An 11,041-nucleotide genomic window follows, 5' to 3' on the forward strand; every position below is an offset into this window, starting at 1 on the left:
GCGATCACATCCGGAAGACGCCGTAGGAGACGGGTTCGAGCGGCGCCTGCCCGCACACCGAAAGGGCAAGGCCGAGCACGGTTCTGGTGTCGGCGGGGTCGATGACCCCGTCGTCCCACAGGCGCGCCGTCGAGTAGTACGGGTTGCCCTGGCGCTCGTACTGGTCGCGGATCGGGGCCTTGAACGTCTCCTGATCCGCCTCCGACCACGGGCGGCCGCCGCTGTCGAGCTGGTCGCCGCGCACCGTGGCCAGCACCGAGGCGGCCTGTTCGCCGCCCATCACCGAGATCCGCGCGTTCGGCCACATCCACAGGAAGCGCGGCGAATACGCGCGCCCGCACATGGAGTAGTTGCCCGCGCCGTAGGAGCCGCCGATCACCACCGTGAGCTTGGGCACCCGCGCGCACGCCACCGCGGTGACCATCTTCGCGCCGTGCTTGGCGATGCCGCCCGCCTCGTAGTCGCGGCCCACCATGAAGCCGGTGATGTTCTGCAGGAACAGCAGTGGGATCTCGCGCTTGTCGCACAGTTCGATGAAATGCGCGCCCTTCATGGCGGATTCGCTGAACAGCACGCCGTTATTGGCGACGATGCCGACCGGGTGGCCGTGGATGCGGGCGAAGCCGGTGACCAGCGTCTTGCCGTACTCCGCCTTGAACTCGTGGAAACCGTTGCCGCCGAGGGGATCACCGTCCACGATGCGGTGGATGACCTCGCGCACGTCGTACGGGGTGCGCAGATCGACCGGGACCACGTCGTAGAGTTCGGATTCCGGCGCGGCGGGTGCCACCGAAGGCAGTGCCTGCCAAGGGGATTCGGGGCGCGGGCCGAGGGTGGCGACGATCTTGCGGACGATGCGCAGCGCGTCGCGATCGTCCTCGGCGAGATGGTCGGTGACGCCCGAGGTGCGCGAATGCAGTGCGCCGCCGCCGAGTTCCTCCGCCGTCACCACCTCGCCGGTCGCGGCCTTCACCAGCGGCGGGCCGCCCAGGAAGATGGTGCCCTGATCGCGGACGATCACCGCCTCGTCGCTCATCGCGGGCACGTACGCGCCGCCCGCGGTGCACGACCCCATCACCGCCGCGATCTGCGCGATGCCCTTGGCGCTCATGGTGGCCTGGTTGTAGAAGATGCGGCCGAAGTGTTCGCGATCGGGGAAGACCTCGTCCTGGTGGGGCAGGAACGCGCCGCCCGAGTCCACCAGATAGATGCAGGGGAGTCGGTTCTGGAGCGCCACTTCCTGCGCGCGCAGATGCTTCTTGACCGAGAGCGGGTAGTAGGTGCCGCCCTTGACGGTGGCGTCGTTCGCCACGATCACGCATTCGCGCCCAGACACCCGCCCGATGCCGGCGATCACGCCCGCGCCGGGGCATTCGTCGCCGTACATGCCGTTCGCGGCGAGGGGGGAGAGCTCGAGGAAGGGGCTGCCCGGATCGAGCAGCTGGTCCACGCGCTCGCGGGGCAGCAGTTTGCCGCGCGCCACATGGCGCTCGCGCGCCTTGGCCGGGCCGCCGAGCGCGGCGGTGGCCAGCTTCTCGCGCAGCTCGTCCACCAGTGCCTCGTGCGCCGCGCGGTTGCCGACCTCCTGGGTAACCGTCATCACGTCCGCCGTTCAGTTAGTCACCAATAACTGAGAGTTAGGTTAATCTGTATTAACCGAGATGTCCAGACCGGGTGGGAGGAGCGCGTGTGACCGGCACGGAGACCGTCGCGCCGACCCGTCGCGAGCAGTTGAAGGCGCAGCGCAGGCAGCAGTTGCTCGAGGCGGGCGCGCGGCTCATCGCCGACCGCGGGTTCCTCGGGGTGCGCCTCGACGACCTCGGCGCGGCCGTCGGCATCAGTGGCCCCGCCGTCTACCGGCACTTCCCGAACAAGGAGGCGCTGCTGGTGGAGCTGCTGGTCGGCGTCAGCCAGCGGCTGCTCGCGGGCGGGCACGCGGTGGTCGCCGAAACCGGCTCCGATGCCGAGGCGCTGTCGGCGCTCATCGAGTTCCACCTCGACTTCGCCCTCGGCGAGCCCGAACTCATCCGCATCCAGGACCGCGACCTCGACAGCGTGCCCGCCGGGCCGCGCCGCGAACTGCGCCGGTTGCAGCGCCAGTACGTGGAGATCTGGGTCGAGACGCTGCGCCGCCTGCATCCCGGCCTCCCCGAGGACGCGGCGCGGGTGCGGGCGCACGCGGCGTTCGGGTTGCTGAACTCCACCCCGCACAGCGCCACGCCGGCGACGGCTAATCGGGCGCGGCCGATTCTCCGGGAGATGGCGCTGTCGGCGTTGGGGTGAGGGTGCGGTGGCACCGGGCTGTTCGTCACGCTCGGGCGGCTGCTGTGCGGCGCGTGAGGTGTGAGTCGGGCCGGCGTTGTCCGGCCGCTAAGCGCGGGGGAGGGGGTGAGTGTCGCGGATGATGGTGTCGATATCGGATTTCGTTGGCTTCCAGCCTAATTCGGCGATGGCCCGGGAGGGGTCGGCTACCAGCGCGCTCGGCTCCTGAACGGCGGGACGATGCTCGCCGGCGACCCGCCTCCCGGTGATCCGCTCGACCGCCGCGACCACCTCCAGCACGCTGGTGCCCCGCCCGCTGCCCACGACGTAGCGCGCGAAGCCCGCCTGCGGTTCGACTCCGGCCACGAACGCGGCGGCGGCATCCTCGACGTGGAGGTAGTCGCGGACCGCGCTGCCGTCACCGTTGATCTCCAGCGCCGACCCCGACGCGGCGGCGGCCAGCGTCCTCGGAATCAGCCGCGTCGGATCGGGATCCTCCCCACCCGCCACATTCATCAGCCGCAGCACGCGGGCCGACACCTTCCCCGCCGCCACCTGCGCCTCGATCGCCCACTCGGCCGCCAGCTTGCTCGCCGCATACGGATGCGGCGGCGCGTCCGGCAACTCCTCACTCATCGGCTGCCGCTCCGGACTCCCGTAGATCGCCCCGGTGGACGCGAACACCAACCGCCCCACCCCGACGTCCTTCATCGCCTCCAGCAGCGCGACCGTCCCACCCGCATTCACCCGGAAGTACCGCAGCGGCTCCGCGACCGACTCCCGCGCCCGCCCGACCCCGGCGAGATGACACACCGCATCCACCCCCTCCATCACTCGCCGCACCCCACCCGCATCGAACAAATCCACACCCCGCCCCATCGCGACCACCTCACACCCTCGACCCCGCATGGCCCGAACCACCACGCGCCCGAGATATCCACCCGCTCCGGTGACCAGTACCCGCACCCACCCAATCCTGCCAGCCACCCCGCCCGTGACTACCTTTTCGTAGTCACGGCGGTTGACTACGAAAAGGTAGTCACGTATCTTGACTACGAAAAAGTAGTCAGGAGGTGCCGTGGCGTATACGGGCAAGGTCACCAGCGCGGAGTCGCTGGGTCGCATCCTGCAGCAGGCGCGATTGCTGAGCGGGTTGAGTCAGCGTGAACTCGCCGAGCGCCTCGGCACCACCCAGCGCTACATCTGGGAGATCGAAGCGGGGAAACCGTCGATCTACACCGACCGCCTGTTCGCCATGATGCGCGAAACCGGAATGGAGTTGACCGCCACCATCGAACCTAAGGATGCCCGTGGCTGACCTGGTCGTAGAGCTGTACGGCACCCGTGTCGGCGTGCTCACCGGCACCTGGCGAAACTTCGACTTCGTCTCCGATCCGGGAGCCGTCGAGCAGTTCGGGATCGACAGTCCGATCCTGTCCGTCGCCATTCCCTTGGTGGCGGTCACCACCCGTGCGCGCAAAGCTCGGCGGCAGGCGTTCTTTCGTGAGTTGCTACCGGAGGGGCGAATGCTGACTCGTCTCGCTGCGGAAGCAGGTGTCGCCGAACAGGATTCGATCGGGTTGCTTCGCCGATTCGGCCGGGACACAGCAGGGGCGCTGCAGATCTGGGATCCTGACGTGCCGGGCGAGCCGAAACAGCCCCAGATCGAGTTGCTGTCCGCGGCCGATGTCGCGCGAATGCTGACCAATGTGCACGACAATCCGCTGGGCAACAAGCCGATCGGCGGCAAGACGTCGTTGGCGGGCGTGCAGGACAAGATCGTGCTTGCACGTACCGCGGAGGGATGGAATCGCGTGATCGACGGATACCCGTCCACGCATATCCTCAAGCCGGTCTTGCAGGACTTTCCGACGGTCATCTATGACGAAGAGTACGGCGCTCGCTTCGCCCGAGCGATCGGCCTTACCGAATTCCACACGTGGATAGAGGATTTCGATGGAGTGCCGACTCTGGTAGTAGAGCGGTACGACCGGTCGGCGGATGCGCCGGCTGGCCGCATTCACCAGGAGGATTTCAACCAAGCACTCGGTGCCGTCGGGACGCAGAAGTATCAGAGGCTCGGCGGCAAGGTCTCCCTTGCTCGCATCGCCGGCGTACTGGAGGCGATCGGTGACCTGGAGTCGAGGCAACGGCTACTGCGAATGACCGTGCTGGCCGTGGCTGTCGGCAATCTGGACATGCACGCGAAGAACCTCTCGCTTCTACACCGCCCTGACGGTTCGATGACGCTGGCGCCGGCCTACGACACGGTCCCGCAGGCACATCAACCGAGTGACGGTGAGCTGGCGCTGGCGGTCGACGGCGTGTACCGCCATGCCGCGATCACGCGCGCTCACTTGGTGAGCGAGGGACGAAGCTGGGGCCTTCCCGATGTCGAGCGGATCATTGACGAGACGCTCGACACCATCCGGGCGACCGCGGCTTCCGAACGACCGCATCCCAGCGCTCACAAGAGCCTCGACGAGGACATCTTGCGATTCACCGCGAACCTGATATCCGGGCGAGCAGTGGGTGATAAGTAGCGGCCGTGTCGCCGGTCAGGGACCGTGGCAGGGCTAGGGGAATCGTTCGGCTATGGCGGCGGCTATTTCGGTCGGGGCGTGTTCCTGGATGTAGTGGCGGGCGTGGGGGAGTTCGACGATTTCCAGGTCGGTGAAGGCGGTGCGCAGGTGGGGGAGGCAGGCGCGAGGGCGGAAGGCCATGTCGCGCATGCCCCAGAGCGCGAGGGTCGGTTTGTCGCCGAGGTGGGTGGGCACGTCGCGGGCGAGCCGGTCCAGTAGAGGGCGGGCGGCGCGAATCTCCTTGGGCATCACCGCGAGTCCGCGCCGGGCCGCCGCGGTGGGCTGCACGGCGCGATAGTGGTCGGCCTCGTCGGCGGTGAGGGTGCGCCCGAGTTCGCCGAGCAGCACGCGCTCGATGAGGAAGTTGTGTTCGAGGATGCGCCGCTGCACGGGCCCGCTGCTCAGGACCGCGCTGAACGCCCGGTTGGCCAGCGCGTCGATCGGCCAGAACATGGTGTTGCCCAACACGATTCCCCGCACGCGGTCGGCGCGGGTGAGGGCCGCGCCCAGGCCGATCGGGCCGCCCCAGTCGTGTCCCATCACCACGAAGTCCTCGAGCCGCAGGTGGTCGATCAACTCGCCGGCGACCTCGGTGTGTTCGGCCACGGTGTAGCCGAAATCCGTTGGGCGCTCGGACAGCCCGAAACCCAAGTAGTCGACGGCGACGCACCGGTACCGGTCGCGCAGGTCCGCGACGATCCGGCGGTACAGGAAACTCCACGCCGGCGCGCCGTGCAGGAACAGGATCGTGGGCCCGAAACCCTCATCGATGTAGTGCACCCGGCCGGACGACGAGTCGAACCATCGTGACTCGAACGGGTACAGCGACCGGTCCGGAACGAAATTGATCAGCATTGCCCCTCCCTCCGGCGCTCACGGTACGCGCGCCGTTCCCCGGCGCGACAGTCCCTGTGATCGGGCAGACACTGGTTTGTCATGGGCGGAACAGGCGGGGTCCGGGCCTAGGGTGGGGATATGACATCGCTGACGGATCCGAAGGTTCGAGAGTTCCTGGAGCACGGCACGCGGACGGGGAAGGTGGCGATCGTGGCGCCCGATGGGCGGCCGGTCGTCACGCCGGTGTGGTTCCTGGTGGAGGGCGAGGAGATCGTCTTCAACACCGGCAAGTCGTCGGCGAAGGGGAAGGCGTTCGCGCGGGATCCCCGGGTCGCGCTGTGCGTGGACGGGGAGGCGCCGCCGTATCCGTCGGTTCAGGTGCAGGGGACGGTCAGGCTGTCGGAAGACCCGGCGGAGCTGCTGCGCACCGCGACCGCGCTCGGCGCCCGGTACATGGGCGCCGACCGCGCGGAGGAGTTCGGCAAGCGCAACGGCGTGCCCGGTGAGCTGGTGGTGCGGTTGCGGCCGACGAAGGTGCTCGCGCACTTCGACGCGACGGCCTGATTCATCGGACCGCGCTCTCCGGCCACGAACACCCTTCGAGGCCGGGCCTAGACTCACGTCCATGACCGTGCACTTCATCGGGGCCGGGCCCGGCGCCGCGGACCTGCTGACCGTGCGCGCGGTCGAGCTCCTGCGCTCGTCGCCGGTGTGCCTGTACGCGGGCACCTACCTGGACCCCGACGTGCTGGCGCACTGCGCGCCGGGCGCCGAACTGATCGACACCCAGCACCTCGACATCGAGCAGATCACCGCCCACCTGTCCCGCGCCCACGCGGCCGGGCACGACGTGGCGCGGCTGTGTTCGGGCGACCCGTCGCTGTACTCGGCGCTCACCGAGCAGACCCGCCGCCTCGACGCCCTCGGCATCCCCTGGGACGTCACGCCCGGCGTCCCCGCCTACGCGGCCGCCGCCGCCCTGCTCGGCACCGAACTGACCGTGCCGGAACTCGTGCAGTCGGTGGTGCTGACCCGCACCCAGGCCCGCTCCACCGCCATGCCCGCCTCCGAAGCGCTGAGCTCATTCGCCCGCACCCGCGCGACCCTGGTCCTGCACCTGGCCATCACCCGCATCCGCCCCCTCGCCGAGGAACTGGTCGCCGAGTACGGCGCCGACTGCCCCGTCGCCGTGGTCTACCGCGCCTCCCAACCCGACCAACTCGTCCTGCGCGGCACCCTCACCGACATCGCCGACCAAGTGGAATCCGCCGCCCTCCGCCGAGCCGCCGTCATCCTCATCGGCCCCGCTCTCACCCCCACTCCCCACTGCGCCGGCTCCCACCTCTACGACCCCGCCCGCGCCCGCATGTGAGGGGCAAGTCCTCAGAAGTAGGTCAAGACTGCCGCGTCGAATTCGTCGTTGTCCGGCGCCGCCGCCGGGGGCTGGTAGTTGGCTCCGCGCACGTGGTAGAGGAACGGCTCCGGGAAGGCGAGGCGGTAGGTGGCGAGGTAGTGGATGGAGTCGACGCGCCAGATCCACTGGCCGTCCGAGAGGAGCGACGATCCGCTGGGGATGACCGTGGTGTTGTCGAACAGGTCGACCACGTCTTCCAGGACGTCGAACACCGGTGGTGCGGCGCGCATGTAGTCGAGAATCGCCTGCCGGTCGGTGAGCGGCTGCGTGTTGCTCGCCTCCCGCAACGACGGCAGCCCTTCCTTCGGCACGCTGTACATCTCCCGGTAGATCCCGACGGTGCCCAACCCGGCCATACGGCCCCCCTCAACTGTCGAACCATGCAAACTTCCGGCCCCGAGCCTACCCACCCGCTCGGTACTCACAATGCCGAAGGCTCGTGCACATCCAGAAGATCGGCCCGGCCTCCCGCCCCAGGCCTCGTTGTCCCCGGGAATCCTGCCCCCTCCCGGGTGGCGGGATGATCGTGACGACCTACTGCACAGTGCGCCTCTCGAACCGGTCGTACAGGGCGTTGAAGAAGTGCTCCTCCGGGTCGCCGAACCACGGGACCTGTTGGGCGCCATGGGGGATCTGGGAGGCGCGCCAGGCGCCGGTGCGGACTTCCTCGAGCAGCATGGTCAGGAGGTCGGTGAAATCCGTGGCGCACACGAAGTGTTTCTCCTCGTCGCGACCGAAATTGATGATCTGGCCGTGGGTTCCGCCGGTGTCGGGATCCAGATCGAGCCCGGTGTAGTCCGATCGGACCGGATCCGACCACAGCGGGATCCAGCCCGCGCTGGTGTAGAGCGGCTTGACTTTCCCTCTCGCGCCGGGGAATACGTCGCCCACCTGCTGCAATCCCGCCAGGTCCGGATCGCGCCGCAGCTCGGCTCCGTCCTCCCAGCACTCACGGATCAGCGCGGTGGAGAGAAACGACAGCGTCGGCACGCACGGTACGGCGGGTTCGGTCCGCGAGGCCGTCATCGTCACCCGCTGACCGTTGTGCACCGACAGCACCGCCCGCACCTCCTCGGGCAACGCGAACCCCACCCCCTCCTCCAACTCCCGCAACTCCGCCTCGCTCGCCCCGGGCGCCAAATTCTCATGCGCCAGAGGCACATTCACCCGCAATCACTCGGTGTACTCCCCGAAACATCGACAGCTCGCATGCGAGCAACCTTCTGCCCGGCATCGACACCGCCCGCCGGGCAGGCCGGCCCGAGCCGTGAGACCGGCGGCATCGGGCAGACTTGGGTCATGTCCGATCAGTCCGGTGCGCCCGTCAGCTTTTCCGAGGTCAAGCCATACGACGTCGTCGAGACCTTGGGGGAACTTCGCGGGCCCGAACACGGAGTGCTGCACCTGCCGACCGAGCTGGCGTGGGGTGGGCGTACCGAATTCGACCTCGATGACGCCTATGACCGAACTGCGGTGTACAAGATCGTGCTCGAGGAGGGCACTCGCCGCCACTTGCGTGAACTGATCAGCGGGCGCCTGCTCGCCGCGGTGTGGGGGCAGATGCGTCCGGCGCGACAAGTGCGGGCGCTCTGGGAGAGGCAGTTCCCGCAATTGCGGGCTTCTGCCTGATGGATGCGCACGCGAGCCGAAGCTGACCGCATCACACTCCGAATCCGGCAGCCGAACGCGATCGTCGCAAAAAATTCGCGCCCGCCCTCTCTGAAGACGAGTCCGCTTTCTATGACGCGGTAGGTGAGAACGAATCCACGGTGCGGGAGATGAGCGAGTAGGTGCTCGGTAATATCGCTTGTAGCGATCATGCGCCGTGAGGTCAAGACCGACTGGACCGTTCGTGACGACGTCCGTGTCAAGTTGCGTTTTTCGGAGAATCGGTTGCTGATCAAGCACAAGTACCCACCGGACAATCAGCCACAGGCGATCCGGTTGGTGATCGAACAGATGGACGCGCTCGCCCCACACTTTGTTGCGAGTGGGGGTGACGAGGATGCTCTCGAATGCTCGTCCGGCCCGAGTTGTCCGATCGGTGAGTCGGGAGTCGTGGGCTAGCCTGGGTGGGCGGTCCGGTGCGCGTGGGATGTCCAGCTCCGGGCGCATGGTCGGCTCGAGAGCAGGAGGGGTGTAGGCGTTGATGGCTGGCAGGGCAGGCCGGGGCTTGGTGGGGGTGATTGCCGCCGGGGTTGCGGTGGCCGCGGTGGCCGCGGGGTGTTCGTCCACTGTGGATGGGCGGGCGACGGAAGAGGGGAGTGTGCCGACGAGTGTGGACACGAGTCTGCCGCTGTTCAATCCCTGTACTGATCTGTCGGATGAGGTGTTGAGCGGAGATAATCTGGACCCTTCGACGAAGCGGGTATCGGTGGACAGCCGTGATGAGGGGGTGGAGGCCTGGTGGAAGATATGCAATTGGGATTCCACCGAGGGGCCGTACGGTGTGAGCGTTTTCTCGACTCGGCGGACGGTGCCGGAGCGGCGGGCCAATCCGGAGAGCCTTTTCGTTCGTGACATGATGGTCGGCGACCGCGCGGGAATCGTGACAACGAAACGGGAGTCCAATCCGCTCTATGACCTCACCTGTTATGTGAGCTTTCCCGCCGCTCACGGGATGTTCGAAATCGGGGTGAGCTGGATGCACAGCGAGCGCGACATGCTGGTGGAGTCGCCCCCGTGTGGCATCGCGGTCGAGCATGCGATCTATTTCGAGAAGAACTTGCCGGACTGACATCACGGCTGGGTATTGTCCCTCGGTTTCGACCTGAAGATTGGAATGTCGTGACGCAAGAATCTTCGATGGAGGCCAGCCTGTCGCAATGGCGGCAGTACAAGCAGAGCGCCGAATCCGGTGAGTTCCGGATGGATGAGCAATTGGGTGGAGCCCTGAAAAAGCGGTGCGATACGCCTTTTTTGAGCGGCCTGGAGAAAGATCTGCTCCGCATGGCGGGTGACCTCGGCCAGCTGAGTGGTTTTGGAACGCTTCCCTCCGCCGAGGCGCTACGGCAGAAGTTCCAGAACAAGGCAGTCAGCGACGCCGACTCGGCGGTCAATCAGTTGATGAAGCACATCGAGTTGGTCTCCCTGATGCGCGACACCTACGCGCTGGCGATCCGCAAGCTCACCGATCAGGATCAGGCAAATGCGAACGGCCTCAACCAAACTCAGGTGTAGCTGATGCTCCGAGGGCGTTACGCGTCCTGGAGAAGTAGCCGGAATGCGTTGTGGGCGGGGGTGAGTGGGCGAAGGGCGCGGAAGTCCTTTTCATCGAGCGTCAGGATGTCGTTGGTGAGGTAGCGCTCGGCGAGGACGACGTTGACCGCGTCCGCCAGGTCCAGCCGCAGGCCCCGGTACTGCCCGATGACCTTCTGTGCGACGCGGACGTCGTCTCGATCGACGGCCGGGATCAGCACAGCGCCCTCCTCCGCCGAGGTCAGCAGGTCATCGAGGACCAGGTCGGCGATCCGGCGGTCCTTGCCGAACCGTGCGATCAGCAGGTGATCGATTTCGTCGAGCACCATGGGCGAGACCACGGCGACCGAGGTGGCCAGCAGATCGCGCGCACGGTCGTGCAGGTCGGCGGCGCGGTCGTAGGCGGCGATGATCGCGGACGTGTCGGCGATGAAGAAGCTCACCGCTCGTAGGCCTCGCCGAGCAGCTCTTCCGAGTCGGCGGCGAAGCGCGGGTCGCCGGAATCGAAGCTCGGCCACGGCCTGGTCCGGCGCACGGTGTGGGTCCGGAGCAGGACGAGGTCGATCCCCTCGCGGATCAACTCGGCTTCCGACCGTCCGGATTCCTCGGCGGCGGCCTTGAGGCGCGCGGCCTGTTCGGCTTCGAGGTACACGCTCGTCTTGCTCTTCATGAATGTAGGGTACTACGTAGGGTGGTGCCCTGCATCGACCCCTGGCGGAGTCGAACGGTCGACGGCCGGTCGCCATTC

General features: G+C 67.4%; 16 protein-coding genes. 9 read left to right on the forward strand and 7 right to left on the reverse strand.

Annotated elements, in window-relative coordinates:
* Positions 1-4 precede the first annotated feature (4 nt).
* The gene (locus tag DFR74_RS17220) at positions 5-1,600 is read right to left on the reverse strand and encodes a carboxyl transferase domain-containing protein (RefSeq protein WP_067513206.1); all 1,596 of its coding nucleotides are present in this window, start codon (positions 1,598-1,600) and stop codon (positions 5-7) included.
* 89 nt (positions 1,601-1,689) lie between these two features.
* Here DFR74_RS17220 and DFR74_RS17225 point away from each other — a divergent pair, with 89 nt between their 5' ends.
* Positions 1,690-2,283, forward strand: coding sequence for an SACE_7040 family transcriptional regulator (locus DFR74_RS17225; RefSeq protein WP_067513208.1), 594 nt, complete (start codon positions 1,690-1,692; stop codon positions 2,281-2,283).
* Positions 2,284-2,370: 87 nt separating this feature from the next.
* On the opposite strand, the gene DFR74_RS17230 is transcribed toward DFR74_RS17225, so the two are convergent.
* Complete coding sequence (locus DFR74_RS17230) at positions 2,371-3,387, reverse strand: NAD-dependent epimerase/dehydratase family protein (protein WP_267898907.1); 1,017 nt, start codon at positions 3,385-3,387, stop codon at positions 2,371-2,373.
* Between DFR74_RS17230 and DFR74_RS17235 the strand changes: the two genes are divergently transcribed.
* Together DFR74_RS17235 and DFR74_RS17240 are read left to right on the forward strand one after the other, a co-directional pair.
* Positions 3,341-3,580: a helix-turn-helix domain-containing protein gene (locus DFR74_RS17235; protein WP_067513212.1), complete on the forward strand. Its 240-nt coding sequence runs from the start codon at positions 3,341-3,343 to the stop codon at positions 3,578-3,580. The two genes, DFR74_RS17230 and DFR74_RS17235, sit on opposite strands and share 47 nt — an antisense overlap.
* Positions 3,573-4,805, forward strand: coding sequence for a type II toxin-antitoxin system HipA family toxin (locus DFR74_RS17240; protein WP_084538080.1), 1,233 nt, complete (start codon positions 3,573-3,575; stop codon positions 4,803-4,805). Before DFR74_RS17235 ends, DFR74_RS17240 begins: the two co-directional genes overlap by 8 nt.
* 33 nt (positions 4,806-4,838) lie before the next feature.
* Here DFR74_RS17240 and DFR74_RS17245 read toward each other — a convergent pair whose 3' ends face one another.
* Positions 4,839-5,699 (reverse strand): haloalkane dehalogenase, encoded by an 861-nt coding sequence (locus DFR74_RS17245; protein WP_067513216.1) that lies wholly within the window; start codon positions 5,697-5,699, stop codon positions 4,839-4,841.
* A 120-nt stretch (positions 5,700-5,819) separates the two neighbouring features.
* Here DFR74_RS17245 and DFR74_RS17250 point away from each other — a divergent pair, with 120 nt between their 5' ends.
* Together DFR74_RS17250 and cobM are read left to right on the forward strand one after the other, a co-directional pair.
* A complete protein-coding gene (locus tag DFR74_RS17250) occupies positions 5,820-6,245 on the forward strand; it encodes a PPOX class F420-dependent oxidoreductase (protein WP_067513218.1) in 426 nt (141 codons plus the stop codon).
* 61 nt (positions 6,246-6,306) lie between these two features.
* Complete coding sequence (cobM, locus tag DFR74_RS17255; RefSeq protein ID WP_067513220.1) at positions 6,307-7,053, forward strand: precorrin-4 C(11)-methyltransferase; 747 nt, start codon at positions 6,307-6,309, stop codon at positions 7,051-7,053.
* An 11-nt stretch (positions 7,054-7,064) separates the two neighbouring features.
* Here cobM and DFR74_RS17260 read toward each other — a convergent pair whose 3' ends face one another.
* The gene (locus DFR74_RS17260) at positions 7,065-7,451 is read right to left on the reverse strand and encodes a hypothetical protein (protein ID WP_067513222.1); all 387 of its coding nucleotides are present in this window, start codon (positions 7,449-7,451) and stop codon (positions 7,065-7,067) included.
* Positions 7,452-7,629: 178 nt separating this feature from the next.
* Positions 7,630-8,262, reverse strand: a complete 633-nt coding sequence (locus tag DFR74_RS17265) for an SMI1/KNR4 family protein (RefSeq protein ID WP_067513224.1) — start codon at positions 8,260-8,262, stop codon at positions 7,630-7,632.
* 132 nt (positions 8,263-8,394) lie between these two features.
* Between DFR74_RS17265 and DFR74_RS17270 the strand changes: the two genes are divergently transcribed.
* The 4 genes from DFR74_RS17270 to DFR74_RS17285 all read left to right on the forward strand — a co-directional run bounded on the left by DFR74_RS17270 (position 8,395) and on the right by DFR74_RS17285 (position 10,275).
* Positions 8,395-8,724, forward strand: a complete 330-nt coding sequence (locus DFR74_RS17270) for a hypothetical protein (RefSeq protein ID WP_067513226.1) — start codon at positions 8,395-8,397, stop codon at positions 8,722-8,724.
* Positions 8,725-8,913: 189 nt separating this feature from the next.
* Complete coding sequence (locus DFR74_RS37190; protein WP_067513228.1) at positions 8,914-9,162, forward strand: type I restriction enzyme endonuclease domain-containing protein; 249 nt, start codon at positions 8,914-8,916, stop codon at positions 9,160-9,162.
* Between the two features lie 82 nt (positions 9,163-9,244).
* The gene (locus DFR74_RS17280) at positions 9,245-9,832 is read left to right on the forward strand and encodes a DUF3558 domain-containing protein (protein WP_067513230.1); all 588 of its coding nucleotides are present in this window, start codon (positions 9,245-9,247) and stop codon (positions 9,830-9,832) included.
* Positions 9,833-9,900: 68 nt separating this feature from the next.
* A complete protein-coding gene (locus tag DFR74_RS17285; protein WP_067513236.1) occupies positions 9,901-10,275 on the forward strand; it encodes a hypothetical protein in 375 nt (124 codons plus the stop codon).
* Between the two features lie 17 nt (positions 10,276-10,292).
* On the opposite strand, the gene DFR74_RS17290 is transcribed toward DFR74_RS17285, so the two are convergent.
* Complete coding sequence (locus DFR74_RS17290; RefSeq protein WP_198161881.1) at positions 10,293-10,736, reverse strand: PIN domain-containing protein; 444 nt, start codon at positions 10,734-10,736, stop codon at positions 10,293-10,295.
* Positions 10,733-10,963: a ribbon-helix-helix domain-containing protein gene (locus tag DFR74_RS17295; RefSeq protein WP_067513232.1), complete on the reverse strand. Its 231-nt coding sequence runs from the start codon at positions 10,961-10,963 to the stop codon at positions 10,733-10,735. The genes DFR74_RS17290 and DFR74_RS17295 overlap by 4 nt, the downstream gene beginning before the upstream one ends.
* Between the last annotated feature and the right edge of the window lie 78 nt (positions 10,964-11,041).

The organism is Nocardia puris, from assembly GCF_003315035.1.
In the GTDB taxonomy this organism is placed as follows: Bacteria; Actinomycetota; Actinomycetes; order Mycobacteriales; family Mycobacteriaceae; genus Nocardia; species Nocardia puris.

Coding starts and splice junctions, on each gene's coding strand:
- DFR74_RS17270 (WP_067513226.1), top strand. CDS start 8,395: ATGTCCGATCAGTCCGGTGCGCCCGTCAGCTTTTCCGAGGTCAAGCCA.
- DFR74_RS37190 (WP_067513228.1), top strand. CDS start 8,914: ATGCGCCGTGAGGTCAAGACCGACTGGACCGTTCGTGACGACGTCCGT.
- DFR74_RS17230 (WP_267898907.1), bottom strand. CDS start 3,387: ATGCGACCCAGCGACTCCGCGCTGGTGACCTTGCCCGTATACGCCACG.
- DFR74_RS17280 (WP_067513230.1), top strand. CDS start 9,245: ATGGCTGGCAGGGCAGGCCGGGGCTTGGTGGGGGTGATTGCCGCCGGG.
- DFR74_RS17250 (WP_067513218.1), top strand. CDS start 5,820: ATGACATCGCTGACGGATCCGAAGGTTCGAGAGTTCCTGGAGCACGGC.
- cobM (WP_067513220.1), top strand. CDS start 6,307: ATGACCGTGCACTTCATCGGGGCCGGGCCCGGCGCCGCGGACCTGCTG.
- DFR74_RS17245 (WP_067513216.1), bottom strand. CDS start 5,699: ATGCTGATCAATTTCGTTCCGGACCGGTCGCTGTACCCGTTCGAGTCA.
- DFR74_RS17285 (WP_067513236.1), top strand. CDS start 9,901: ATGGAGGCCAGCCTGTCGCAATGGCGGCAGTACAAGCAGAGCGCCGAA.
- DFR74_RS17260 (WP_067513222.1), bottom strand. CDS start 7,451: ATGGCCGGGTTGGGCACCGTCGGGATCTACCGGGAGATGTACAGCGTG.
- DFR74_RS17220 (WP_067513206.1), bottom strand. CDS start 1,600: ATGACGGTTACCCAGGAGGTCGGCAACCGCGCGGCGCACGAGGCACTG.
- DFR74_RS17295 (WP_067513232.1), bottom strand. CDS start 10,963: ATGAAGAGCAAGACGAGCGTGTACCTCGAAGCCGAACAGGCCGCGCGC.